The 25017-nt window shown below is 38.0% G+C and carries 26 protein-coding genes; 23 read left to right on the top strand and 3 right to left on the bottom strand.

All coding sequences use genetic code 11. The annotated features are described in order from the left end of the window. The first annotated feature begins 127 nt into the window (after positions 1-127). From D5F11_RS02355 to D5F11_RS02285, 15 genes are all read left to right on the top strand, one after another. A complete protein-coding gene (locus D5F11_RS02355; RefSeq protein WP_245998031.1) occupies positions 128-1375 on the top strand; it encodes a 6-phosphofructokinase in 1248 nt (415 codons plus the stop codon). A gap of 148 nt (positions 1376-1523) precedes the next feature. Next, positions 1524-2555, top strand: coding sequence for a zinc-dependent alcohol dehydrogenase (locus D5F11_RS02350; RefSeq protein WP_120115672.1), 1032 nt, complete (start codon positions 1524-1526; stop codon positions 2553-2555). A 26-nt stretch (positions 2556-2581) separates the two neighbouring features. After that, positions 2582-3667: an NAD(P)-dependent alcohol dehydrogenase gene (locus D5F11_RS02345; RefSeq protein WP_245998029.1), complete on the top strand. Its 1086-nt coding sequence runs from the start codon at positions 2582-2584 to the stop codon at positions 3665-3667. 201 nt (positions 3668-3868) lie between these two features. Next, positions 3869-4861, top strand: coding sequence for a zinc-dependent alcohol dehydrogenase (locus D5F11_RS02340; protein WP_120115673.1), 993 nt, complete (start codon positions 3869-3871; stop codon positions 4859-4861). Positions 4862-4888: 27 nt separating this feature from the next. Then, the gene (locus tag D5F11_RS02335) at positions 4889-5650 is read left to right on the top strand and encodes a glucose 1-dehydrogenase (protein WP_120115674.1); all 762 of its coding nucleotides are present in this window, start codon (positions 4889-4891) and stop codon (positions 5648-5650) included. A gap of 151 nt (positions 5651-5801) precedes the next feature. Further along, positions 5802-6656, top strand: a complete 855-nt coding sequence (locus D5F11_RS02330) for a transketolase (RefSeq protein ID WP_120115675.1) — start codon at positions 5802-5804, stop codon at positions 6654-6656. Continuing rightward, on the top strand, positions 6656-7609 hold the full coding sequence (locus D5F11_RS02325) for a transketolase family protein (RefSeq protein ID WP_120115676.1): 954 nt from the start codon (positions 6656-6658) through the stop codon (positions 7607-7609). Before D5F11_RS02330 ends, D5F11_RS02325 begins: the two co-directional genes overlap by 1 nt. A gap of 64 nt (positions 7610-7673) precedes the next feature. Further along, positions 7674-7838 carry an aldehyde dehydrogenase family protein gene (locus tag D5F11_RS27250; RefSeq protein WP_281277042.1) on the top strand — a complete coding sequence of 55 codons (165 nt, stop codon included), beginning with the start codon at positions 7674-7676 and terminating at the stop codon, positions 7836-7838. A gap of 114 nt (positions 7839-7952) precedes the next feature. Further along, complete coding sequence (locus D5F11_RS02315) at positions 7953-8846, top strand: class II fructose-bisphosphate aldolase (protein WP_120115678.1); 894 nt, start codon at positions 7953-7955, stop codon at positions 8844-8846. Positions 8847-9337: 491 nt separating this feature from the next. Next, positions 9338-10639, top strand: coding sequence for a sugar ABC transporter substrate-binding protein (locus tag D5F11_RS02310; protein WP_120115679.1), 1302 nt, complete (start codon positions 9338-9340; stop codon positions 10637-10639). A 71-nt stretch (positions 10640-10710) separates the two neighbouring features. Beyond that, positions 10711-12213 carry a sugar ABC transporter ATP-binding protein gene (locus D5F11_RS02305; RefSeq protein ID WP_120115680.1) on the top strand — a complete coding sequence of 501 codons (1503 nt, stop codon included), beginning with the start codon at positions 10711-10713 and terminating at the stop codon, positions 12211-12213. Position 12214: 1 nt separating this feature from the next. Next, on the top strand, positions 12215-13252 hold the full coding sequence (locus tag D5F11_RS02300; RefSeq protein ID WP_245998027.1) for an ABC transporter permease: 1038 nt from the start codon (positions 12215-12217) through the stop codon (positions 13250-13252). A gap of 61 nt (positions 13253-13313) precedes the next feature. After that, positions 13314-14738 carry an NAD-dependent succinate-semialdehyde dehydrogenase gene (locus D5F11_RS02295; RefSeq protein ID WP_120115681.1) on the top strand — a complete coding sequence of 475 codons (1425 nt, stop codon included), beginning with the start codon at positions 13314-13316 and terminating at the stop codon, positions 14736-14738. Between the two features lie 354 nt (positions 14739-15092). Next, a complete protein-coding gene (locus tag D5F11_RS02290; RefSeq protein ID WP_120115682.1) occupies positions 15093-16145 on the top strand; it encodes a zinc-dependent alcohol dehydrogenase family protein in 1053 nt (350 codons plus the stop codon). A gap of 244 nt (positions 16146-16389) precedes the next feature. Continuing rightward, on the top strand, positions 16390-17358 hold the full coding sequence (locus D5F11_RS02285) for an NADP-dependent oxidoreductase (protein ID WP_245998025.1): 969 nt from the start codon (positions 16390-16392) through the stop codon (positions 17356-17358). A gap of 129 nt (positions 17359-17487) precedes the next feature. Here the strand turns inward: D5F11_RS02285 and D5F11_RS02280 are convergent, their stop codons facing one another. The 3 genes from D5F11_RS02280 to D5F11_RS27970 form a co-directional block, all read right to left on the bottom strand. Continuing rightward, positions 17488-18015 (bottom strand): tyrosine-type recombinase/integrase, encoded by a 528-nt coding sequence (locus tag D5F11_RS02280; protein ID WP_245998036.1) that lies wholly within the window; start codon positions 18013-18015, stop codon positions 17488-17490. A 156-nt stretch (positions 18016-18171) separates the two neighbouring features. Further along, a complete protein-coding gene (locus D5F11_RS27975; protein WP_120115684.1) occupies positions 18172-18345 on the bottom strand; it encodes a tyrosine-type recombinase/integrase in 174 nt (57 codons plus the stop codon). Next, a complete protein-coding gene (locus D5F11_RS27970; RefSeq protein WP_221768440.1) occupies positions 18345-18494 on the bottom strand; it encodes an Arm DNA-binding domain-containing protein in 150 nt (49 codons plus the stop codon). Before D5F11_RS27970 ends, D5F11_RS27975 begins: the two co-directional genes overlap by 1 nt. Before the next feature lie 557 nt (positions 18495-19051). Between D5F11_RS27970 and D5F11_RS02270 the strand changes: the two genes are divergently transcribed. The 8 genes from D5F11_RS02270 (at position 19052) to D5F11_RS02235 (ending at position 25006) form a co-directional block, all read left to right on the top strand. Further along, positions 19052-20251, top strand: coding sequence for an ABC transporter substrate-binding protein (locus D5F11_RS02270; RefSeq protein WP_120115685.1), 1200 nt, complete (start codon positions 19052-19054; stop codon positions 20249-20251). A 78-nt stretch (positions 20252-20329) separates the two neighbouring features. Next, on the top strand, positions 20330-21205 hold the full coding sequence (locus D5F11_RS02265) for a branched-chain amino acid ABC transporter permease (RefSeq protein ID WP_120115686.1): 876 nt from the start codon (positions 20330-20332) through the stop codon (positions 21203-21205). A gap of 13 nt (positions 21206-21218) precedes the next feature. Continuing rightward, positions 21219-22166 (top strand): branched-chain amino acid ABC transporter permease, encoded by a 948-nt coding sequence (locus tag D5F11_RS02260; RefSeq protein WP_120115687.1) that lies wholly within the window; start codon positions 21219-21221, stop codon positions 22164-22166. Next, positions 22159-22938, top strand: a complete 780-nt coding sequence (locus tag D5F11_RS02255) for an ABC transporter ATP-binding protein (RefSeq protein WP_120115688.1) — start codon at positions 22159-22161, stop codon at positions 22936-22938. Before D5F11_RS02260 ends, D5F11_RS02255 begins: the two co-directional genes overlap by 8 nt. Positions 22939-22940: 2 nt before the next feature. After that, positions 22941-23645, top strand: a complete 705-nt coding sequence (locus tag D5F11_RS02250; RefSeq protein WP_120115807.1) for an ABC transporter ATP-binding protein — start codon at positions 22941-22943, stop codon at positions 23643-23645. 39 nt (positions 23646-23684) lie between these two features. Next, complete coding sequence (locus D5F11_RS02245) at positions 23685-23882, top strand: type 2 periplasmic-binding domain-containing protein (protein ID WP_120115689.1); 198 nt, start codon at positions 23685-23687, stop codon at positions 23880-23882. A 601-nt stretch (positions 23883-24483) separates the two neighbouring features. Then, positions 24484-24687 carry a DUF4083 domain-containing protein gene (locus D5F11_RS02240; protein WP_120115690.1) on the top strand — a complete coding sequence of 68 codons (204 nt, stop codon included), beginning with the start codon at positions 24484-24486 and terminating at the stop codon, positions 24685-24687. A gap of 25 nt (positions 24688-24712) precedes the next feature. Then, positions 24713-25006 carry a hypothetical protein gene (locus tag D5F11_RS02235; protein WP_126646482.1) on the top strand — a complete coding sequence of 98 codons (294 nt, stop codon included), beginning with the start codon at positions 24713-24715 and terminating at the stop codon, positions 25004-25006. Positions 25007-25017 lie beyond the last annotated feature (11 nt).

Below are 25017 nucleotides of genomic sequence, written 5' to 3'. Positions count from 1 at the left end.
AATTAGATAGCAGGTAATAGAATGGGACAATATAATAAGTAAGAAAAATAATAGGGAATAAATTTTTTTACTTAATGATAAAGCGCTTAACCTAACCTGGTTTTAAATGAGTGAAGGCTGGGGTTTCTTGGAAAGATTTATCCGTGAAGAAAAGAGAGGATGCAAGAAAATGAAGGGAAACTGTTTGATTGTTCAATCTGGTGGTCCTACAGCAGTTATTAATAATTCTATGGTCGGCATTATAGATGAGATTCTACATTCTGCATTTACCGGTAAAATTTTAGGGGCCGCAGGCGGAATTCATGGTTTGCTGAAGGAATCCTTCCTTAGGCTAGATAATTTGTCAGATACAGATAGGTATCGGTTGCGTTGGACGCCGGGGGCTGCGCTGGGTACATTACGTTATAAATTAACTTCTGTTGATTATAAATTAATAATTAAAACTTTACAGAAAAATGATATCCGTTATTTTTTTTACATTGGTGGCAACGGCTCGATGAATGTGGCCAAAGGAATTAATGAATTCGCAAAAGCAGTCGGATATGAATTGTTTGTAATCGGTATTCCAAAATCAATAGATAATGATTTGCTAGGCATAGATCATTCGCCGGGTTACGGAAGTGCAGCGAAATTTTTAGCTACTTCAGTGCTTGACGTGAAGATGGATATGGCGAGTTATACAGAAAACAATCGGGTTACAATTATTGAAACGATGGGAAGGCATACTGGTTGGCTTGCAGGGGCCTGCTCATTAGCAGAAGGTCCTGCTGACGATGACACACAGTTACTTATTTACATTCCGGAAATCGCATTCGGTTTGGAAGATTGTTTAAGTAAGGTTGTTCGCGCATACAACGAAAATAGAAACACAGTATTGGTTGTATCAGAAGGGATACGAAGGCAGAATGGCGAATTAGTTTATGAAAAAAATTTAGGATACGATGCATTAGGAAGATCAAGATTGGGTGGTGTTTCTCTCCACTTGGAGGAAATAGTTAAAGAGCAAACGGGTATTGATACTCGTTCTATTGATTCAAGTATTTGGCAAAGAAGTAGCATTATGCTTGCTTCAAAGACCGATGTGAATGAAGCCTATGAAATAGGAAGAGTAGCTTGGCAGTACGCGATAGATGGTTATACTGGCGTCATGATTAGCATGAAGAGAATTGCGCATAATGACGATTATCAAATTTCCTACGGAACGGTTTTGCTGGAAGAAATGGCAGGGCAAGAACGTTATGTACCTAAGGAATGGTACAACGTCAAGGAAAACACAATGACAACCGAGTTTAAAGAATATGTATGTCCGATTATTCAGGGTGAATTGTTAATACCGATGGAAAATGGATTGCCGGTATATAAAAGAGTAATATAAAGGTAATTGCTTACAATATTTTTCTTGTTAATTCTAGACGAAATATGATAAAGATAATTTGACTATTTCGGCATAAAATTTTAATATTCAGCTTGAAAAAAAGTAAAGCGCTTTACTTAATCTGAGTAAAAAGAAATGGAGAATATTGATGAAAGCACTTTTAAAGACGAAGTCAGGCATCGGAAACGTAGAACTTATGGAAATCCCGGAACCGCCTTGTCCAGCTGATAAGGCAAAAATAGAAATTCATTACACGGGTATATGTGGTACTGATTTACATATTTATCATGATACATTTGAAAACTCACCCCCTGTTGTTATGGGACATGAATTTTCTGGAATCGTCACTGAAATTGGTGAGAGTATTCACAAGGTAAAAGTAGGAGATAGGGTCACGGTGCTTGGTTCGACGGCAAGTACATGTGGCACATGCCACTACTGTAAAACAGGATATTACATGTTTTGCTCCGAACGTAGGGGAATGGGGATTAGTGCTGATGGTAGTTTTACGAAATATGCTGTTGTTCGTGAAGATATGATTTACACCATTCCCGAAAATGTAAGTTTGGAGGAAGCGGCCCTATCCGAGCCACTTGCATGTGCCGTTCAAGCGGTTGAAGAATTGACCCCTATTCAAATTGGAGATACAGTTTTGCTTTCTGGTCCGGGTCCTATAGGTCTCCTTTGCCTGTCATTACTTGCCATCAAGGGATGTAAAGTGATTGTAGCTGGTACATCTGCCGATAAGAAACGTTTAGAAATAGCAAAAGAACTAGGGGTGGATGTTGTCGTTAATGTTTCAGAAGAAAATTTGCTAGATGTGGTCATGGCAGAAACAAATGGTCTTGGAGTTGATGTAACAATTGATTGTGCTGGGGTAGGTCCGTCAATTAATAGCAGTTTACATGCCCTCAAAAAGTTAGGCATACATATTCAAGTCGGAATTCTCGGTCAAGAAATCAAGGTGGATTATGATGTCATTCTTTACAAACAGATTCAGTTGTTTGGTTCTCTTGCACATTCGCAAAAAACGTGGGAGAAGGTTATGCAGATATTGGAGCAAAAAAAGGTTAATCTTAAACCGATTATTACTCACAAGCTTCCATTAACAAAATGGAAAGAAGCTTTCGATATGTGTGAAGAAAAGAAATGTGGAAAGATCCTTCTAAGTCACACTTGACAAATTAATTGAAAGAAGGTTTTCTAATGAAAAATGTTACGAGTGATGAACAAAAGAAATTTTTTTTACCAACTGAAATGAAGGCTGCATACTTGCAAGGGGTTTTGGAAGTGGGGGTGGAGGATGTAAAGGTTCCGACAATCACTGGAAAAGAAGTACTCGTCAAAGTAATGGCGGTTGGGATTTGCGGTTCGGATATCCATTATTATGCCCACGGTCGCATAGGTCAGAGGAAAGTACAATATCCACACATCCAGGGACATGAATGTGCTGGAATCGTAGTTGCTGTAGGCGAAGAAGTAAGCCGTTTTAAAATTGGCGACAGAGTTGCAGTTGAACCCGGGGTAGCATGTCAAACATGTGAATGGTGTAAAGAGGGTAGATACAATCTTTGTCCTGATGTGCAGTTTCTCTCCACACCGCCAGTAAAGGGAGCGTTTGTTCAATATTTGAAGCATAGAGAGGATTATCTATTTTCTATACCTGATACTTTATCATTTGAAAACGCTACATTGGCGGAGCCTTTATCGGTCGGTTTACATGCCGTCAAGCGTGGAGGATTACAACCTGGTGCAACAGTTGTCATTTCCGGGATGGGACCGGTCGGATTGATGACAGTTCTAGCTGCAAAAGCATTTGGAGCAAAAGAAATTATCGTAAGTGATATGGAACCCTTAAGGCTTGAGATGGCTAAGAAGTTAGGTGCAACAAGGGTTATAAATGTTGCGAAGGATGATATGGTTGCAGTGGTAGAAGAAGCAACTTTGGGGCCAGGCGTTGATATGATACTTGAAACGTCCGGAAACGTCAAGGCTTTACAGTCATCAATTGAACTAACGAAAAGAGGTGGGGCTATCGTTGTCATTGGTTTTCCGGCAAAGGATGAAGTGCCGCTTAATGTAATTTTAATGTTGCAAAAAGAAATAGATTTGTATTCTGTCTATCGCTATACAAACACATATCCACTTGCAATCAGTTTACTGGAATCAATGGGTAACAAAGTAAATGAGATTATTACAGACAGATATTCGATTGATGAAATTGAAAAGGCGATGGAGCAAGCCAACACAAATCGAAGTGGGAGTTTGAAAGTTATGATTTATCCTAATTAGGGAATACTGAACAACTCTTTTTACGAAAACTGATATGCAAGGTTGTATTGTAAACCAGCAATATTCCTTGAAGCCAGTCTTGAAAAATAACCAAAAAATAACCCATCAATCGGTAATTTTCGCAGGCAGCATTAATATATGCCTCACTAAAAGATCTTACTACTAATATACGAGGAGGAGAGAAGGATAATCGCTGCAGTTGTGACTGAAGTTCCCGAAAAAATAGAAATTAAGGAAATTCCTAAACCTGTTCTAAAATCAGGAGAAGTGCTTGTAAAAGTAGAATACAGTGGTATTTGTGGGAGTGATTTACATGCATATAAAAACTCGAAAGGATATGAGTTTGTAGAATTCCCACGAATATTAGGACATGAAATTTCGGGAATTGTAGTAGAAACATTTAATGGAGAATATAAAGATTTAAAGAATGAAAGAGTAGTAGCGGAAGCAATTTACTTTTGCGGTGAGTGTGAAAATTGCTGTAATGGAAGAACGAATATTTGTGTGGATGTTGAAGTAATGGGTCTTCATTTTAATGGTGGAATGGCTGAATATGTGAAGTGCAAAGCGGAATTATTGCAACGGATACCGGCTGAAGTACCCTCAATTTTGGCAGCACTAGCAGAACCTATGTCAGTTGCGATACATGCTGTAGAGACAATGAGCCATGTGAAAAAAGGTGATAATGTTTGGGTACAAGGAACAGGAATAATTGGATTCTTAGTCGGTTTAGTATGTAAAAATATTGGAGCAAACGTGGTTATTTCTGGACTTTCACAAGATAAAGAAAATCGTTTGATTCACGCATCACTGTTTGGAATGGTACCGTATGTCGAAAATGAATCACCTCCTTCAGTAGAAAAGGTTGATGTTTTATTTGAATGCTCTGGCTCACCAAAGGGTGCTGAATCCGGTGTCAAGCGCGTGAAAAAAGGAGGTGACCTCGTATTTGTTGCATTGTATGAAAAAGATATCAATATACCTTTAAACTTGGCAGTTAGAAATGAAATAAGACTATTAACTACTTATAGCTGTAAGTCCAACGAGTATGATCAGGCATTGAAAATTATTAATCGATATCAAAAAGAACTATTAGGGCTCATAACGATTTACCCACTATATAAAGTAGAAAGTGCTTTTAAAGAAGCATTAACTCAAAAAAACCTTAAGCCATTATTAAAGATAAGTGGTTAAAATATAAAAAATAGGAGTTGTAGATAAATGAAACTATTTAGTCTAGAAGGAAAAACAGCTATCGTTACAGGTGGAGGTAGAGGCTTGGGCCGGTCAATGGCTTTGGCATTGGCAGAAGCGGGGGCAGACGTTGCAGTTACAAGTAGAAGCGAAAATGAATTAGTTGAGGTCTCAAAAGAAATTGAGAGTTATGGAAGAAAGAGCTTTTATGAAGCTTTGGATATTCAAAATAAAAACGACTTTTCAAGTTTTGTATCTAATGTAAATAAAGAACAAGGTTCAGTCGATATATTAGTGAATGCAGCCGGTTTAAATGTAAGACGTTCGTTCCTTGACTTTACAGAAGAAGAATGGGATTTTGTGATGGACGTTAACTTGAAAGGAACCATGTTCGCATGCCAAGCTGTGATTCCATATATGAAAAAACAAAATAGCGGAAGAATAATCAACGTAGCTTCACTTTCTAGTGTTCTAGGATTTAAAGATATGGCTGCATATGCAGCTAGTAAAGGCGCGGTTTCACAATTAACTAAAGCGATGGCTGTCGAGTTTGCAGAGAATGGAATTAATGTAAATGCGATTGGACCTGGTTATTTTTCCACTAAAATGACAGCACCTGTTTTTAAGGATGAACAAAAAAATGAATGGATGATGATGAGGACGCCAATGAAGAGAACCGGTACTGACCAGGATTTAAAAGGGGCAGCTATTTTCTTAGCGTCTGAGGCATCTAATTTTATGACCGGACAAACGTTGTATATCGACGGTGGTTGGTTAGTATCGGCATGATCAAATTTGTATTTTGCAGAAAATCATCAATTCGATAGGGAGAAATTTCGCCTTTCAATAAGAGTATTTTACTCTTATTTCGTAAGTTGATTAAGCGCTTAACTTCGTGAGTATAAGTGGATATTAAATAGGTAAGTAGGAGGAATTCAAAATGACATTAGCACTTAATGAAGAAGAACTAAACGATTTAAAGAAAAAATCATTGGCAGCAAGACGTTTAATTATTGAGACAGTACACCATGCAGGGGCTGGGCATGTTGGAGGCCCGATGTCGGCAGTTGACATACTTGTCAATTTATATTTTAACCAAATGAACATTGATCCTAAAAATCCCCGAGGAGAAAATCGGGACCGTTTTGTTTTATCGAAAGGACATTCAGCAATTGGACTTTACTCTGTTTTAGCATTGAGGGGCTTCTTGCCGATTGAAGAATTGAAAACATTCGATTCGCTCAATTCTCGCTTGCAGGCACACCCCGATATGAATACATTACCAGGACTTGATATGTCAACCGGATCGCTTGGTATGGGAATTTCAGCAGCGGTAGGAATTGCACTGGGGGCAAAGCTTCAGAATAAGAATTTCCGTACATATTGCATGATTGGTGATGGTGAATCACAGGAAGGTCAAGTATGGGAAGCAGCCGATGTAGCTTCAAAATATAAACTTGACAATCTTGTTGCTATTTTAGACTATAACAAACTTCAACAGTATGGCTGGAATGGTGAAGGTGATACGCGGGAAAGTCCAGTGACTGAGCCTGAAAAACGGTGGGAAGCTTTCGGTTGGAATGTAATCAATGTAGATGGACATAACCATGAACAAATTAATATAGCCTTTAATCGAGCGCTTGAAATATGCGGAAAGCCAACAATTATAATTGCAAATACAATAAAAGGGAAAGGGGTCTCTTTTATGGAGAATGTTTATTTATGGCATTCACGTATTCCAACAAATGAAGAGTTAAATGATGCAATCCAGGAACTTGAAACGGGGGTTAAATAATGAAAAATATACAATTAATAAAAAAAGAATCAATGAGAGATGTATTTGGAGAAACATTATTACAATTATCTATAGAAGACGAAAAAGTGTACGCGCTTGACGGTGATTTAGCAAACTCTACAAAAGTTGATAGGGTAGCTATGAAAAATCCGGAAAAGTTTTTACAGATGGGTATTGCAGAGCAAAATATGATGAGTGTAGCTGCGGGACTTGCATCAACCGGTGTACAACCTTGGGCGACGACATTTGCTGCATTTCTATCTAAACGGGGGATTGATCAAATACAAGTTCAAATTGCGCAGCCCAATTTAAATGTCAAAATGGTTGGAGCATACAGCGGCATATTGACTGGATTGACTGGAAAAACACATCAGGCATTGGAGGATATTGCTATTTTCCGTACGTTAGTCAATATGGTTGTGTTAGCTCCGGCGGACAGTGTGGAAGTCAAGAAGATGATGGAAGTTGCTCATCAACATGAAGGACCGGTCTATATACGACTGGCTCGTGATCCATATCCAGTTATTTTTGAAGAAGATTATAATTTTGAAATTGGAAAAGCAGTCACGTTAAAAGAAGGAACAGATATTACAATTATCTCAACCGGAACACAGACAAGCCGTTCACTCGAGGCAGCTGAACAACTTGACGCAGAAGGGGTTTCAGTCGCAGTCGTTCACATGCCTACAATAAAGCCGCTCGATAAAGAAGCAATCATTAAAGCCGCTGAAATGACAGGGGTTATCGTGACAGCTGAAGAGCATAGCATATACGGCGGCCTTGGTAGTGCCGTAGCTGAAGTGCTTGTAGAGGAAAAGCCTGTACCAATGCTTCGCGTAGGCGTAAAGGATCGGAACTCCGAGTCAGGTCCGAACGAAGAAATGCTGGAGAAGTACGAAATTTCAACACGTCATATTGTCAAAGCGGTAAAAGTAGCGATAAAAAATAAGTAATTTAAATTAAAACTAGGACGATACGTGTTGAATATATGAGTGTTTATCGTATCGCATTCTTTATTTGCTTGCAGGATGGGGCGTCGTCATTAACGACACTTATTGTTACCGAATAGATCAGATGCCTTATGGTGGTGTTAAAGACAGCGGGAACGGTAATAAAGGACCGATATATGCCATTCAAGAACTCGTTGAAACAATTACAGTTTACGTCAATTTAGAAAAATAACTCCAAATGGCATTGGATCAGAAGTGTTTGAAAAAGGAACCGGGTCACACTTAAATCCGACTGGTGACTCCCAAATAAAATACCTGTTTTTATTAGTCCGAGGGGGAATTTCAGATGGCATTAGTGTCAATGAAAGAAATGTTGATTAAAGGAAAAAAAGAAGGGTATGCAATCGGTCAATTTAACCTGAATAATTTAGAATACACTCAAGCAATTTTACAAGCCGCGGAAGAAGAGAAATCTCCTGTTATTCTTGGCGTATCGGAAGGGGCAGCCCGTTATATGGGTGGATTTACAGTTGTTGTAAATATGGTGAAAGGGCTTATACATGAATATAAAACGACAGTACCTGTAGCGATTCATTTGGATCATGGGTCAAGTTTTGAAAAATGTAAAGAAGCAATTGATGCGGGCTTCACCTCCGTCATGATTGACGCTTCTTCTAAGCCACTTGAAGAAAATATTAAATTAACGAATGAAGTTGTAGCGTATGCTCATGCACGCGGGGTTTCCGTAGAAGCTGAATTGGGTGTTGTTGGTGGTCAAGAAGATGATGTAATTGCAGATGGTGTTATTTATGCAGATCCACAAGAATGTAAAGAAATTGTAGATAGCACTAACATTGACTGCCTTGCCCCAGCGCTTGGTTCGGTTCATGGACCTTATAAAGGAGAACCAAATATTGGTTTCAAAGAAATGGAAATAATCTCGAAACAATCTGGTTTACCTCTAGTATTACATGGTGGGACAGGTATTCCTGTTAAAGACATTCAACGTGCAATTTCATTAGGGACCTCCAAAATAAATGTGAATACAGAAAATCAAATTGAAGGAACGAAAGCAGTTCGTGAATCGCTTATGACAGATTCTGAAGTTTATGATCCGCGTAAGTATTTAGGACCGATGCGCGAAGCAATAAAAGCAACTGTAATTGGGAAGATGCGCGAATTTGGAAGCTCGGAAACTGTAGACACAAAAGAGCATAAGGAAAAACTTACTCGGCGTTAGAAGATAGATGATGCTATCGTTTCTCCTTATTCCAATAGAAAATTGGTAGACTAATTTTGCTTAAATCCCCTTATCTATGTTTACATTTCAGGTCGTACTTGAATCGTAGGATAAATGATAATTATTTAATAGAAAAGTATATGAAATGTGTATTCTATTTATACTACCACTATGGTAATTTATATAATTAAGTTAAGCGATTACCTAAGGGGGCAGAAAGTTTATAGAAATCAACCAGAAATTGACCTGATTTTTATGAAACACATACACTACACGTATTTATGGATAGACCAATTGAATTATAGTGATAATTAAAAAGTACTGGATTATATTGACTATTCTAAAATACTAAAGTATATTAGGGTAAGCGGTTAATCAAATTAGGAGGAAAACACGAATACAGGAAAAACATTTTCTTAAGGGGAAATCGAAGCGGTTTCATTTCGTGATTAATATTTACCTTATAAAAAATACTGGGGAGTGGAAATTTTATGAGAAGACTAGTTGCTTTTCTGACTGTACTCGGAATGTCTCTTTCAATCTTGCTAGTAGGTTGTTCCGTAGATGAAGATTCTTCAAATGCTAAATCCGGAGGAAACAGTGAAAGTAGTTCAGGAACTGGAAATCCAGATGTTCATGAAATATATAAACTTTTGCCCAAGCAGTCACTTTCAGGAGTTGTAAATCCGTATATGGAGGAACGTACCAATATCGATAAGGCTTTGCCGAAAACTCCAAAGGATCGCAATAAGATTGTGATTGGCTGGACAGAAATTACTTCCGGAAATCCATGGTTTGTGGAGCTTATTGACGCCGCTACCAAAACAGCTAAAAAGTATGGGTATGATTTAAAAGTACAAGTTGCAGATAGTAGTGTTGAACAACAGAGTCAACATATCGATTCTTTTATAGCACAGGGTGTTGACATAATTGTTGTTGACCCTACAGATATCTTAGGAGTTGTTTCCGGTATACAACGTGCTGTTGATGCGGGGATTCCAGTTATTACTGTAGGTTCTGCTCCAGATGCTTCGGCACCAGTTATTACAACTATAACTTCGAGCGTTTATTTAAATGGTTTTGAAGCAGGAAAATACGTCGCTACCCAATATGGAGATGATGAAGAAATCAATGCGGCTATGATTATAGGCGTTATGGGTAATTCTACATCCGAGAGTCGTTTGAATGGAATGATCGGCGGGATAATACACGAACGTATGGGTGGGAGTATGTCGAAGGAAGATGCAATGCTCGAAGGCTACAAATTATTTGAAGAGCTTAAAAAGAAGGGTAGTTTTGAATATCCAGAGGTTAAGTTTTCAGTTCGCGGAGCAGGTACTGGAAATTGGACGGAAGAAGGTGGTCTTGCAGCTGCTGAAGATCTTCTTGTAGCACATGCCTCAAGTATTAACATTATTCTTGCCGACAATGATTGGATGGGAATGGGTGCAATTAAAGCAATTGAAAACGCTGACAAAAAAGGTGAAATTCTTGTTGCGAGTGCTTCGGATGGTGCCAGAGAAGCTCTTGAATACATAAAGAGCGGAGATTTACTTGTGACGGGCCCATACAACTCCAAGCAATTAGGAGAAGAAGCTATTAATTTAATTTATAAGATTTTTGAAGAAGACTTTGATGCAAACAATTTACCTTTGGAGACACATTTGGAGGCTGCAGCGATTGTAAAGGAAAATGTTGATGAGTATTATGACCCTGATAAATCAAATCCATTCTTTAAATATAAGCCACTAGAATTTAAGACGGTTAAAGAAGTGCTTGACGAATTAGAGTGAATTTTCAACAATAAACGCCATAAGTCTCCAAATGTCTTGAGCTTGGGGACTTATGGATAAGAGGTGAAGATATGAAGAAAGAACCTATTAACCAAGTAGAGATGCTTGGTATAAGCAAAAGTTTCGGTAGATTGAGCGTCTTGAACAAGGTGAACTTTAGTGCTCGGGCTGGAGAAGTTCATTGTTTAATGGGGGAAAATGGTGCAGGTAAATCAACCCTGATGAAGATTTTATCTGGAGCTTATCAAAAAGATGAAGGTGAAATTTTTATTAAGGGTGAAAAAGTAAACATTATTCACCCTAAAGATGGGCGTGATCAAGGGATTTCAGTAATATATCAAGAATTTGCCCTTGCTAAGGATCTTACTGTTGCGGAGAATATTTTCATCGACAACCTAGGAAGCGGAAAAGTGATAATAAGTTGGCGAGAACTTTGTGCAAAAGCGAGTGAACTCTTGGAGCAACTAGGTTTTGGCGATATTGATGTAGAGATGCCTGTATCAAAGCTCTCTGTAGCATATCAACAAGTAGTTGAAATATGTAAAGCGCTTTCGAGAAACTCGACTGTACTCGTATTGGATGAACCTACTGCCGTGCTCACTACTAAAGAAGTAGAAAAGTTGTTTCAACTTATTGATAACCTAAAGAAAAAAGGCGTTTGTATTATTTACATATCGCATAGACTGGAAGAAATTTTTAGAATGTGCGATAGAATAACTGTTCTGAGAGATGGTAATAACGTCAGCACAGTTAATGTTAAAGATATTGACAAGAATACTCTGGTTAACTTGATGATAGGAAGAGATTTGGAAGAATTTTATTTGAAAAGGAAAAATAGTATTGGCGAAGTAGTTTTGAAAGTTGAAAAGCTTACTAGTGGAAATCTATTTAAGAATATTACTTTTGAAGTGAGAGCAGGGGAGGTTTTGGGATTAAGCGGGCTAATCGGTGCGGGACGGACCGAGACGATGAGGGCGATATTTGGTATAGATAAAAAGGATTCTGGAAAAGTATACCTGCATAATAAGCCTTTAACGATAAAAACACCAAAACAAGCAGTAGAATGTGGTATCGCTATGTTGCCGGAAGATCGTAAAAGCCAAGGGGTATTATTGAATATGTCGGTAAAAAACAATGCTACCCTAAGCGCCCTTAAAAATTTCACTAATTTCTTTGGTTGGATTAACAAACGAAAAGAAAATGCTAGCGTCAATGATTTGGTTAGTAAACTTGGTGTGAAGACAGCATCGATAGACAGTAAAGTGTCAAATTTATCGGGTGGAAATCAACAGAAAGTCGCACTAATGAAATGGCTTAATACCGATAGTAAAGTTTTGATCTTAGATGAACCAACTCGTGGTGTTGATGTAGCAGCAAAAGTTGGAATGTATGAAGTAATAAATCAATTAGCGGCGGAAGGTAAAGCGATTATTATCGTTTCCTCTGAAATGCCTGAGATTATTGGGACGTGTGACCGAGTCTTAGTTATGCGCGAAGGTGAAATTATGGGTGAGCTTTCTAAAGAGGAACTTACCGAACAGAATTTAATTAGGTTTTCAATGGGGGTGTCGTAAAGTGAATAACGATAATGTAAATGTTTCCAGTAATCCGAACTATGGAAAATATGGAATGAGAGGGATGCATATAAAAGATTTTTTATTAAAATATAACGTTGTACTGATGCTACTAATTTTAATTGTTTCATCAAGTTTGTTATCAGATGTTTTTTTTACCTCACAAAACATATCAAATCTATTAAGGCAGAGTATACCTCTTTTGCTTGTTAGTGTTGGAATGTTACTCGTTATTATTACGGGTGGAATTGATCTTTCAGTAGGGTCCGTAGCTGCATTGGGCAGTATGGTAGTAAGTATTGCATTAACTAACTGGGGATTTGCTAGTAGTAGCAGTTTGCTTTTAGCAATATTGATTTCTGCTGCTGTTGGATTGGCGCTTGGCTCTGTGTCAGGTCTTTTAGTTTCATACAGTGGGATGGCACCTTTTGTGGTGACGCTTGCGATGATGACGATGGCAAGAGGGATTTCATATATGTTAACGAATGGACAACCCGTAAGGCTCCCATTAGAACAATCATCGACTCAGATTTTAAGTAGTTTTGGAAGTAAATCAATGCCACTTCTTGGAATTGCTTGGCCAATCCTCTTAGGTATTGTTGTTGTATTAATATTTTATTTGTTAATGAAATATACCGCACTAGGACGCTTATTAATCGCTACAGGAAGTAATGAAACGGCTGTTCTGTTCGCTGGCATCAATCCAAAGAAATACAAGTTTTTTGCATATGCGGTATGTGGAATGTTAAGTGCAATAGCTGGAATAATAGTGACATCCCGTTCCGGTGTGGGAGTGCCCGTAACCGGAGTAGGCTTAGAACTTGATGCTATCGCGGCGTGTGTTATTGGAGGAGCAAGTCTTGCAGGTGGTAGGGGGACTGTAATAAATACAGTCATTGGTGTTTTGATACTTGTGCTCATCGGAAACATTATGAACCTATTAAGTGTTCCTGATTACCCTCAACAAGTTATAAAAGGATTAATCATAATAGGAGCTGTTTTCCTACAAAGCGTAGAGAGTAAAAAAGCAACTGCTTAATCAAGGAATCTATTTCGAACGGAAAAATACAAATAAATACATTTAATGGAGGAAGATTAATATGTTTATTAATGGAAATTGGATTACAGATGGAATTGGTAAAATTGTAGTGAAAAATCCTAGTAACGGTGAAACTGTAGGGACAGTACCGAAGGTAGGAATTGAGCAAGTCGAAGAAGCAATTGAAGCAGCAAGTAAAGCTTTTAAAACTTGGTCGAAATTACCAGCGATCGAAAGAAGTAACTACTTATATCGGATTGCAGCTTTGATGACAGAACAAAAAGAAGAATTGGCACGAACGGGAACGCTTGAAATGGGAAAGGCTATAGCTGATATGCGCGCAGAAGTGCAACAGGCAATTGAATATGTACAGTGGTATGCGGAAGAGGCACGACGCGTATACGGTGAAACGATTCCAACAGATGCGCCGAACAAGCGCGTGCAAGTACTAAAACAGCCAATTGGAGTCGTAGGAGCAATCACACCATGGAATTTCCCAGTTTCAATGATTACTAGGAAAATTTCACCGGCAATTGCTGCAGGGTGTACAGTTGTGTTAAAGCCTGCGAGTCAGTCACCATTATCCGCCAAGTTAATATTTGAAATCTTTGAACAAGCAGGCCTTCCTGCTGGTGTCGTCAACTTAGTCGCTGGAAATTCTAATGATATTTCGGCAACGTTACTTAATAGCAAAAATGTGAAAAAACTTAGCTTTACAGGTTCGACTGAGGTTGGAAAGATGTTAATGGCCCAAGGTGCTGAAACAGTGAAAAAGTTGTCATTAGAATTAGGAGGGCATGCACCTTTTATTGTATTTGAAGATGCGGATATTGACTTGGCAGTGGATGGTTTAATAGCTGGTAAATTCTCTTGTGCCGGGCAGGTATGTGTAGCAATGAATCGACTCTACGTGCATCAGTCTGTTGTAGATGAATTTGCAGAAAAACTAGTAGAGAAGACGAAACAACTAAAAATCGGTGATGGTCTTGATCCCGAAACAAATGTCGGACCACTCGTTAGTGAAAAAGGAGTTGAAAAATCGGAGAAACATGTCCAAGATGCAATAGGTAAAGGAGCTGAATTGCTTATTGGTGGAAAACGACCAGACAAAAGTAAGTATACGGGAAGTTTCTTTGAACCAACGGTACTAAAAGGTGTCAATGATTCAATGATTATTTCATATGAAGAAACTTTTGGTCCTGTTGCCCCAATTATCGCATTTGAAACAGAAGAAGACGTACTCAAAAAAGCAAATAATACGGAATACGGATTAGCAGCGTATTTTTATACAAATAATCTTTCTAGGGTACATCGTGTATCCGAAGAGTTGGAATATGGAATTATCGGAGTAAACGATACGTTACCGATTACAGTTGCTGTTCCATTCGGTGGAATCAAGGAAAGTGGAAATGGAAAAGAAGGAGGTCATCACGGGATTAGAGAGTATTTAGTCGAAAAGATGATTTCGACAAGAATTGAGCTATAAGAATTACTGTTACTAACCAACATAACCTAACTCTTGACTATACCATAGGAATTTAAGCCCTGTGGATTAATAAAAAGGACGAAAAGTATTTACAACAACATCTCTTAGTCCGTTGTCATATGAAGGTGTTGTCACTGTTATTGCAAGCGAGCAATTTCCACTTAAAAAATTACTCACCCATGAATTTTCATTAAAAAAAGTGGAAAAGGCAATCAGTTATTCTGCAAATAGTATAGATCGTACCGTAGAAAAGTATGGAGTAGCTGAGTGATGATGTAATTTTAAAAAAGTACTTTTGACGGAACGATCTCAATTATTATATTAAAATCTAAAAATAAAGGAATGTGATAAAAAATGAAAGCAATGGTAATGACTGGGATTGGAAAACCTCTAGAAGTATTGGAAATGCCAGATCCGGAACTAACCTCGGATGGAGTTATTATCCGCGTTGAAGCAAATGGAATTTGTCGAAGCGATTGGCATGCTTGGATGGGCGACGGGCAGTGGTATGGTATGAATATCGAATTCCCCCACGTTTTAGGCCATGAATTTTCTGGAGTTATTGAAGAAGTAGGCCGTGATGTTAAGAGCTTTAAAAAAGGCGATAGAGTAATTGTTCCGTTTAGCCAAGGTGACGGGACGTGTGAATATTGTAAGTCCGGTCATCAAAATATATGTGAGAATGGTGTAGCTCCAGGATTTGATTACTGGGGAGGATTTGGTCGATATGTTCATGTCCCAAATGCTGAAGTAAATGTAGTTAATTTACCGGAAAAAGTAGGTTATATTGATGCGGCTGCATTAGGCTGCCGATTTATGACCTCATTCCATGGAATAGTAGATCAGGTGAAAGTGAGGCCCGGTGAATGGGTCGCCGTTCATGGTTGCGGTGGAATTGGTCTTTCTGCTATTCATATTGCTACAGCTCTGGGTGCCAACGTAATTGCAGTCGATATAAATAACGAAAGTTTAAAGCTTGCCAAAGAGTTGGGGGCAGTCGTAACAATTAATGGAAAAGAAAAAGATGCTGTGGGAGAAATCCTTGAACTAACTCAAGGGGGGGTACATGTAGCAGTTGATGCGCTAGGGGTTCCCGCAACTTGTCAAAATGCTATTAATAGCTTAAGGAAAAGAGGACGTCATTTACAAATTGGCCTTACTACACAGGAAGAACAAGGGATGATTTCGCTACCAGTTGATTTTATTGTTCAAAAAGAACTTTCTATTGTTGGTTCACTTGGAATGCAAGCACACCGTTACCCAGATATGCTTCAAATGGTAGAGAGTGGAGTTTTAGACCCGGCTAAATTAGTTACTAGGACTGTAAGTATTGAAGATGCCGGTGGCATTTTAATGTCTATGGGAGAATATAAAACTGTAGGCGTTACTGTGGTTGATAAATGGTAATACAAGGGCTATCTGTAAATCTAATGACTCAATAATGATAGACTATATATGTTGAAGTCATGATACTCATATGTAATTCAAGTTAAGGTGTCTTTACGGGACCGCCCCCTAGGCGCTGAAGCGGATTCAACGGATGGAGTCACATATCTAAAAACATTGTTAATCAGGGTGTCGAAAATTTTTTTCGACACCCTTACAACGGTTCAAACTATTGATGCATCAACAGTTATAGAGGGGAGTACTTATGATGATAGGAATTGGTATAGAGCAATATGGAGGAGAACAGCAAATTAAGGAAATTAACATACCAACGGAACAAGTAGGGCCAGAGGAAATATTAGTTTCGATAAAAGCAAGCGGAGTAAACCCTGTTGATTGGAAAGTTCGCAAAGGGCTTTTGAAAGAGGATTTTCCGTATGAACTACCCCTCATTTTAGGGTGGGATGCAGCTGGAACAATAATTGCGACAGGAGAAAATGTAAAAAAATTTCAAGCAGGGGATGATGTTTTTTTTAGACCTGAGATGGAGAAACAGGGAACTTATGCAGATGAAATCGTTGTTCCTGCAAGACTTGTTGCTCCAATGCCGCAAGGTTTGACGTATGTTGAAGCAGCCTCACTCCCATTAGTAGGATTAACTGTTTGGCAGGCACTTGTAGAAGTGGGAAATATCCAGGCCGGGGATAATGTTCTCATTTTAGCTGGAAGTGGTGGAATTGGTTCGATCGCCATTCAGTTAGCGAAAGCGCGTGGTGCTTATGTTACAACCACAACAAGTTCAAAGAATTATGATTTTGTACGTGATTTAGGTGTGGATCAAGTTATAGCTTATGACTTAGGAAGTATTGCTGAAACAAAAAAATTTGACTTCATGCTAGATACGCTTGGAGGTTCGGCATACGGGGATGCTTTGAAACTTATGAAGCAGAATTCAAAAGTAGCTACGATCATTAGCGAGAGAGATGCAATAAAGCCTGATTATGCAAAAAAGAAAGAAGAAAATCTTCAACTTAAGGTTGAATTTGTGTTTACTCGTCCGGATGGAGAAAACATGGGTCATATTCGCGAGCTAGTTGAAGCGCAAAAACTGAAGCCGGTAGTGACGGAGGTTTATCCACTTACAGTTGACGGAGTAAAAAAAGCACATAAATCTAGCCAAACCGGAAGAACCCGTGGCAAGATTGTTCTAAGTAGAGAAACTAAATCAAATTAAATAACTTTTTGGAAGTTATCAGCCTAATAAAAGGCAACTGATCCCTAGTCGGCAGTTGCCTTTTTGGTGCGCTCAGCATGGGCGCAGTCTATAGTGCGCAAGTCTCGAACTACGGAGGCAGAAGCAAAGCTAGCCTAACGCAATGGTGCCCGCGGTTGCGTGGAATCTAAAGGAAGCGGGCGGAAAACCTACGAGATTATTTAGCATTTTAAAATAACAAAGGTTTGCATATAATTCATTTGAAATACTTTGACTGGCTCTTATCGGTCCCATTCTGTTTTCAACAGTCTTAATAAAGATTGGATAGCCAGGCTGCCGCTCTTTTTTTGCAAAAATAAAACCTTTATCATGGTAAGCCAAACCAAGACGATCTTTCACTTTATTCTGAACCTCATTGTGTTTTTGTAGTGCCTTGATTATATCTTCATCAATTGTGATTTTTCTTCTCAACCTTCTCGTTTTAGGCGGGACCAATTCGTACTTTATAGTGTTGTTCGTAAGATTGTAATATGTTTTTGTAATGCCGATGGCAGGGTCATCAAAGTCGATGTCTTTCCACTTAAGGGCTACTAATTCACCCACACGCATTCCTATATAGGAGAGGATAAGGAAAACGAGGTAATCTATCTCTAATACTTTCTTAGCCGCTGTATCCAGTAATAGTCCGAGCTCCTCTTTCTCCAGGTACTTGGGGATTTCTTGCTCTTCCGTTTTTTGCCTCTTTTTACGTAAGCAAATTCTGTCGGATCTTTACTGATAAGATCCATCTCGATGTCCTCCTGAAGATCATTCTCCCAGTGCGGTGAACGCTAATTAATGTATTGTCCGCATACCCTTTCTCTTTAAATCATTTAAAGCATCTTTGTAATTTTTTAGCGTGATGTCTTTAAGCTTTAAATTGGCAAGATAGGGTATTAGTTTATCAATTTCATACTTCCTCACCTGGACTGTGCCGGGTTTTACATTGGTGGTTTCACTATAAATCATCAGCCATTCTTGGGCAAAGTCCTTGAATAAAACATATAAGTTCCCATATTTAATCCGTGAACGAGAGTAGTTGCCGATGCAATTGCCTCTTGCTTTGTTTTAAACCCGCCTTTTGATTTTTGTCTTCTTTTTTTCCGTTTTTGGATCAATGCCGATATCTACTACAAAAGCCATGTGGAGCCACATCAATACCTTTTCTTTTTGCAAATACAACCTCTTCTATAGAAATGCCTCTTCAATTTCTCACCACTCCTTTATATGGTGTAATGATCCAGTATCTCTATTTTAACTTTGATGATACGCGTAGTTGGAGGACAATAAAGGTCTATAATTTATAATGAAGTTGTTAATATCTTTTTGCGCTTTATAATTCATATAGTACTAGCGTTATACAGAAAAATCATTTAGCAACCTAAGTCTTGCTACTTAATAGGTAAAAAACTCTTTGAAAGCCACTTTTATCTGATAAGAAAAAATATTTTGACAAGACATAATGAAAAATGTATACTTTTTATAATCCTATATGTAAGGAGACGATAAAAAATTCGGCATAATAAATTTATTAATAGTCAGAGTATTCCGGTAGACGGAATTAAAATTTCATTTGCAATACTCAATTGGTTTCATTATATTAAAAATAATTCTAATTTTTAAATAAATATCTATCTATTGATTAGAGTTATTTAAAGAATATGGGGGGGTATAAATGAAATTGAAAAAGTTTACAAGCATTTTTGCAGCAACTGCATTAGCTTTAGGAGTTTTAGCTGGCTGCGGGGAAAAAAGCAGTAGTGATGGAGACGGGGAATCATCATCTAGCTCTAAAGATGGTGGTACAATTAAAATTGGTCTAAACCTTGAACTTACCGGAGCTGTTGCATCTTATGGAACATCCGAAGCTGATGGTATTCAATTAGCTGTTGATGAAATTAACGAGGCGGGCGGAATTGATGGTAAAAAAATTGAACTTGTAAAGGTCGACAATAAATCTGAGGCTGCTGAGGCCACAAGTGGCGCAGTTAAACTAACCACTCAAGATAAAGTTGTAGCCATTATAGGTGCAGCAACAAGTGGTGCGACTGTTGCACAAGCTCAAATTGCTAATGACAATGAAACGCCGTTAATTTCACCGTCAGGTACAAGCCCAACGGTAACAGTCAATGAAGATGGCAGCTTGAATGAGTATGTGTTCCGAACTTCGTTTATCGATCCATTTCAAGGAACAGTCGCTGCTAATTTCGCCGCAAATGAATTAAAAGTTAAAAAGGCAGCAATTTATTCTGATAATTCTAGTGACTACTCAAAAGGTTTAGCAAAATCTTTTAAAGAATATTTTGAGTCCGCGGGTGGAGAAACAGTCGCAAATGAGTCTTATGTAGCTAAGGATTCAGATTTCCGTTCTACACTAACCCGTATTAAATCTGCTAACCCTGAATTTATCTTTATCCCTGGATACTATGAAGAAGTAGGGTTAATTGTTAAACAAGCGCGTGAAATGGGTATTGACGTTCCGTTAATGGGAGCGGACGGATGGGATTCTCCAACTCTTCTTGATTTAGCTGGTGTGGATGCATTAAATAACACATTTACAGTGAATCACTATTCCTCTGAGGATCCTGATGGAAAAATTCAAGACTTTAAAGAAAAGTTCAAAGCGAAATATAATCAGTCACCTAATGCATTCAATGCGTTAGGATACGATACCGTTTATTTATTAAAAGATGCTATTGAACGTGCTGGAGAAGTAGATTCGAAAAAAATTAAAGAGGAACTTGAAAAAACAGATGGACTTGAGCTTATAACTGGCCTTTATTCAGTTGATGAGAATCACCATCCTATTAAATCTGCAACCATTTTAGAATTTCAAGATGGAGAGCAAGTCTTTAAAACAAAAGTGGATCCTTAATTCAACAAAAGGGATGGGGGAAGGGGTTCCTCCATCCCTTTTTAATGCTTAAAACATAGGAGAGAAGGGGTGAATAGAATGGAATGGTTACAACAATTGATTAACGGTATTTCACTCGGCAGTATTTATGCACTAATTGCATTAGGATATACGATGGTTTACGGAATTATTAAACTAATTAACTTTGCCCATGGTGAAGTATTTATGATTGGAGCTTTTATCGGCTTTTATGCAATTGCTGGTTGGGGGCTCAGCTTTTTCCCTGCCTTGCTTTTATCAATGGCAGTATGTGCGGTTATCGGGGTCGTTATTGAGCGAATTGCCTACAAGCGTTTAAGAAACGCTACGAGAATTGCTGCATTAATCACCGCAATAGGTGTTTCATTACTTATTCAAAATGGGGTCATTTATTTCCGTGGTGCCCAACCGGAGGTTTACCCTTCTGTATTGCAGAATAAGTCTTTTAATTTTTTAGGAGCTCAAGTAAGTAGCCAATCGATTTTAATTTTATTAGTTGCAATTGTATTGATGATCATTCTTCAATTTATTGTTCACAAGACAAAAATTGGAAAAGCGATGCGTGCAGTTTCTTATGATAGCGATGCAGCTCGTCTTATGGGCATTAATGTGGATAATACAATTTCTGCTACATTCGCAATCGGATCTTCCTTAGCTGGAGCTGCAGGAGTTGTTTTTGGAATTTACTATACAAAAATTGATCCATTAATGGGGGTTATTCCGGGATTAAAGGCGTTTGTTGCTGCTGTACTTGGTGGAATCGGTATAATTCCAGGAGCGATGGTTGGTGGTTTATTTCTTGGAGTAGTTGAAGCGATTGTAAGTGCGCTTGGATTTTCTTTATGGAGAGATGCAGTTGCATTCGTTATTTTAATTTTAATATTAATATTTAAACCATCGGGTATATTTGGAAAAAACTCGAGAGAGAAAGTGTAGGTGAGACAGCAAGATGAAAAATTCTAAAAAGTTTTGGGCATTTGTTGGATTGGCAGTTGCTATATATGCGGTTGTTCAGCTTCTAATTGTGACAGATATCATGAATGCTTATTATTTAAATACGCTGATATTTATTTCAATTAATATCATACTTGCTGTAAGCCTGCATTTAGTAATAGGAATTACAGGTCAATTCTCTCTTGGTCATGCAGGATTTTTAGCAGTTGGCGCTTATATTTCTGCAATTGCTACAATGAGGCTAGGCCTTCCATTTCCAGTTGCCATTGTTCTGGCTGGGGTGATTGCCACATTTGCGGGTTTAATTGTCGGTATACCGAGCCTTCGACTTCGAGGCGATTATTTAGCAATTGCTACACTTGGTTTTGCGGAAATCATTCGAATTGTGTTTCTTAATATTGATTATGTCGGTGGCGCAGCAGGGATACAAGTTTCTCATTTTACTACATGGACGTACGCTTTTATTTGTTTGTTTGTTACGATCGTTGTCATTATAAACTTTACAAATTCACGACATGGAAGGGCATGTATTTCTATACGGGAAAATGAGATTGCATCAGATGCAATGGGGATTAATACTACGTATTATAAGGTGCTTGCCTTTGCAATCGGTTCATTTTTTGCTGGGGTTGCGGGAGCGTTGTTTGCTCATAACTTCTATATTATTCAACCAGTAAACTTCGGATTTATGAAATCTATTGAAATTTTAATTTTTGTTGTACTTGGTGGCCTCGGAAGTTTATCAGGTGCAATTATTGCAACCATTTTACTTACGGTTGTTTCAACTTTTCTCCAAAGTTACTCTGAAATGAGAATGATTTTATATAGTATCATTCTGATTCTTGTCATGCTGTATCGCCCGAAAGGATTAATGGGGACAATGGAAATTACAGATTACTTCAAAATGTGGGGCAAATCGAAGGGAGGCGATCGTCATGAGTAAAGAGCCTTTACTTCAAGTGGAAAATTTAGGAATACAATTCGGCGGCCTAAAAGCAGTTTCAAATGTAACGATGGAAATTAATAGAGGAGAACTTGTTGGGCTAATCGGACCGAACGGAGCGGGAAAAACGACAGCTTTTAATATGTTTACAGGTGTCTATGTACCAACAGAAGGCGATATTATATTTAATCACAAACGTATTAACGGTCTAGCTCCCTATAAAGTAACGCGTAGCGGGATTAGCCGTACCTTTCAAAACATTAGGCTATTCAATGAGCTGTCTGTTTTAGATAATGTTAAGGTTGCCTACCATTCCATTGTCAATCATTCTGTAGTGAGTTCCATTTTACGTTTGCCATCTCATTTTAGAGGAGAACGGGAGATGGAAAAAAAGGCAATGCTTTTTTTGGAAATTTTCGGACTTGATAAGTATAAAGATGAAGAAGCTCGAAATTTACCTTATGGAAAACAACGTCGACTAGAAATTGCCCGTGCGCTTGCTGCACAGCCAGAATTATTATTATTAGACGAGCCTGCCGCCGGGATGAACCCGCAAGAAACAATAGAATTAATGGATCTGATTGCCTTTGTACGTGAAAAGTTCAATTTAACGATTTTGCTCATTGAACATGATATGAATTTAGTCATGGGAATTTGTGAAAGAATCTATGTTTTGGATCATGGTGTCCTGATTGCAGAAGGACTTCCCGAAGAAATCCGAAATAATCCGAAAGTAATTGAGGCTTATTTAGGGGAGGAAGTTCAAAAATGACGATGCTAAAAATTAACAATTTAAATGTTAATTACGGACGAATTCACGCTTTAAAAGGCATTTCACTGGAGGTTGAAAAAGGTGAGATTGTCTCGCTTATTGGTGCAAACGGCGCAGGAAAAAGTACTTTGCTAAAAACTTTGTCAGGTTTAATCCGACCAAAAGAAGGAGAAATTATTTATTTAGATGAATCCATTGCTGGAAAACCAGCCCAGAGTATCGTTAAGGCAGGTATTTCTCAAGTGCCTGAAGGTCGACGAGTATTTGCAGAAATGAGCGTGGAGGAAAATATTGAACTAGGAGCATTTTTACGTAGAGATAAGGCGGGAATACAACAAAGCTTTCAAAAAGTTTATGAAGTTTTTCCTCGTCTGTATGAGCGCCGTAAACAAATGGCTGGAACACTATCGGGTGGTGAGCAGCAAATGCTAGCAATGGGGCGTGCCATAATGGCTAGGCCTAAATTATTACTATTAGATGAGCCATCCATGGGGTTAGCTCCTTTAATGGTCCAAACCATTTTTGATATTATTAAAGATATTAACGATGAAGGAACGACAATTCTTCTTGTTGAGCAAAATGCTCATATGGCACTATCCATTGCCAGTCGAGGATATGTAATTGAAACAGGAAAAATGATTTTATCTGGAAGTGCTAAGGAGCTTCAAGAAAGTGAAGAAGTAAAAAAAGCCTATCTTGGTGGATAGGAGTTAGTAGATACAGAAATTAGCAGCTATAAAAACCTAATGGCTCCTGAATTTAAAAATTCAGGAGTCTCCTTAGACGATCAAAGAGTTCTTATAGGTATTGCCAACGTTCTACAAGGAAAATCTATAAATGCTACTGATACTAAAGTACTTAAAATGTCGCAAGAAATCTTAATTGACCTGTTGCCGAACATTAAGGCTTTTGACAGCGACAGTCCTAAAACTTTATTAGCATAGATATTGAAGACGCTACTAAAGAATATGATCGTATATGGTCTGAAATGTTCATTATGCATTAATCTTTATGTTGTATTTTTTGCAAAACTCAATTACTTTTATGCATTTTCCGCAAGTTTGATTTTGCTATTTTGCAATAATGATATATTAGAGAGGATTGATAGGAGGTCCCCCTGTTGGAAGCAAATAAAGTAGTTGCAATCGTTGATTTCATAATAAAAAGAACCCATCCATTTTAACAAATGTTTGATTTAACAAAGTATTATTGATTGAAGTTGACGAAAAGCAGCTAAACTTTTTCAAAATGATTAATCTTTTTTACAAGCGTCGTAACTTCATTTCATATCTACAACTAATGCTATCTATTCCTATATATTAATTCACATAAGGTCAGGTTTAGCTCTTACCTCCAAGTACCCGTTTTACCCTTCCATAGCATCCACGTTCCTTATGCGGTTCAAATACCATAGGCATTCTGAAGTCACCTTAGTGTACTCTGTTTAAAAAATGATTATTGAAGTATAATAGATTGTTTATTTTGTGGAGCTTCAACAAAATAAACTGTATTCGGAAAATTTGTTACTGTTTTATTGAAAAGTAAATGGGGGTGTACTGTTTGGGACATATAAACACAATAGTGGTTTTGGTTATTTTTGTAGGCCTAATGGCTTTATTCGTAATTTCTTTTACACTTTTTATACGAAGATTATTGATTAATTCTTCCATAAAAAGTAATCAATCTGTTGAAATTGAAAAGAAACTTGATAAAATTATAGAATTACTCGAAAAGGCTAAAGGCTCCTAAAACCAGTGAAGATTGCCGATATGACATGATCTTTCGTATTGGGTACATAATTGACCAGCGGCCTTATAAAAATCATTGGACTTGTAGAAGTTTAACTTCATTCAGCGGGAGCAAGCCCCGGCTAAATAAAGTTAAAGCCTCCCGCGGATGCCACAGATTTTCAGAGGAAATTTATCAAGCGGAGCTCGATAAAATCTGGGCGCAAATACGCCAAGGAGCATTTGATAAGCTCTTACGTAAAAATGAATGTATAAGTCATGCAAGGCATGATGTAAATTCCCATATTGGGAATGAAGCTAAACTCCCTCAGACAGATTAGGTTTACTCGTA

It is taken from the genome of Siminovitchia terrae, from assembly GCF_003605405.2.
Taxonomy (GTDB): Bacteria; Bacillota; Bacilli; order Bacillales; family Bacillaceae_C; genus Siminovitchia; species Siminovitchia terrae.
Note: the sequence above shows the minus strand (reverse complement) of the source record. Positions and strands in the feature narration are given on the sequence as shown.

What these genes read in the sequence shown, in the direction of transcription:
- D5F11_RS02350 (WP_120115672.1), top strand. Translation starts at nt 1,524, where the DNA reads ATGAAAGCACTTTTAAAGACGAAGTCAGGCATCGGAAACGTAGAACTT.
- D5F11_RS02345 (WP_245998029.1), top strand. Translation starts at nt 2,582, where the DNA reads ATGAAAAATGTTACGAGTGATGAACAAAAGAAATTTTTTTTACCAACT.
- D5F11_RS02335 (WP_120115674.1), top strand. Translation starts at nt 4,889, where the DNA reads ATGAAACTATTTAGTCTAGAAGGAAAAACAGCTATCGTTACAGGTGGA.
- D5F11_RS02330 (WP_120115675.1), top strand. Translation starts at nt 5,802, where the DNA reads ATGACATTAGCACTTAATGAAGAAGAACTAAACGATTTAAAGAAAAAA.
- D5F11_RS02325 (WP_120115676.1), top strand. Translation starts at nt 6,656, where the DNA reads ATGAAAAATATACAATTAATAAAAAAAGAATCAATGAGAGATGTATTT.
- D5F11_RS02315 (WP_120115678.1), top strand. Translation starts at nt 7,953, where the DNA reads ATGGCATTAGTGTCAATGAAAGAAATGTTGATTAAAGGAAAAAAAGAA.
- D5F11_RS02310 (WP_120115679.1), top strand. Translation starts at nt 9,338, where the DNA reads ATGAGAAGACTAGTTGCTTTTCTGACTGTACTCGGAATGTCTCTTTCA.
- D5F11_RS02305 (WP_120115680.1), top strand. Translation starts at nt 10,711, where the DNA reads ATGAAGAAAGAACCTATTAACCAAGTAGAGATGCTTGGTATAAGCAAA.
- D5F11_RS02295 (WP_120115681.1), top strand. Translation starts at nt 13,314, where the DNA reads ATGTTTATTAATGGAAATTGGATTACAGATGGAATTGGTAAAATTGTA.
- D5F11_RS02290 (WP_120115682.1), top strand. Translation starts at nt 15,093, where the DNA reads ATGAAAGCAATGGTAATGACTGGGATTGGAAAACCTCTAGAAGTATTG.
- D5F11_RS02285 (WP_245998025.1), top strand. Translation starts at nt 16,390, where the DNA reads ATGATGATAGGAATTGGTATAGAGCAATATGGAGGAGAACAGCAAATT.
- D5F11_RS27975 (WP_120115684.1), bottom strand. Translation starts at nt 18,345, where the DNA reads ATGATTTATAGTGAAACCACCAATGTAAAACCCGGCACAGTCCAGGTG.
- D5F11_RS02270 (WP_120115685.1), top strand. Translation starts at nt 19,052, where the DNA reads ATGAAATTGAAAAAGTTTACAAGCATTTTTGCAGCAACTGCATTAGCT.
- D5F11_RS02265 (WP_120115686.1), top strand. Translation starts at nt 20,330, where the DNA reads ATGGAATGGTTACAACAATTGATTAACGGTATTTCACTCGGCAGTATT.
- D5F11_RS02260 (WP_120115687.1), top strand. Translation starts at nt 21,219, where the DNA reads ATGAAAAATTCTAAAAAGTTTTGGGCATTTGTTGGATTGGCAGTTGCT.
- D5F11_RS02255 (WP_120115688.1), top strand. Translation starts at nt 22,159, where the DNA reads ATGAGTAAAGAGCCTTTACTTCAAGTGGAAAATTTAGGAATACAATTC.
- D5F11_RS02250 (WP_120115807.1), top strand. Translation starts at nt 22,941, where the DNA reads ATGCTAAAAATTAACAATTTAAATGTTAATTACGGACGAATTCACGCT.
- D5F11_RS02245 (WP_120115689.1), top strand. Translation starts at nt 23,685, where the DNA reads ATGGCTCCTGAATTTAAAAATTCAGGAGTCTCCTTAGACGATCAAAGA.
- D5F11_RS02240 (WP_120115690.1), top strand. Translation starts at nt 24,484, where the DNA reads ATGGGGGTGTACTGTTTGGGACATATAAACACAATAGTGGTTTTGGTT.
- D5F11_RS02235 (WP_126646482.1), top strand. Translation starts at nt 24,713, where the DNA reads ATGATCTTTCGTATTGGGTACATAATTGACCAGCGGCCTTATAAAAAT.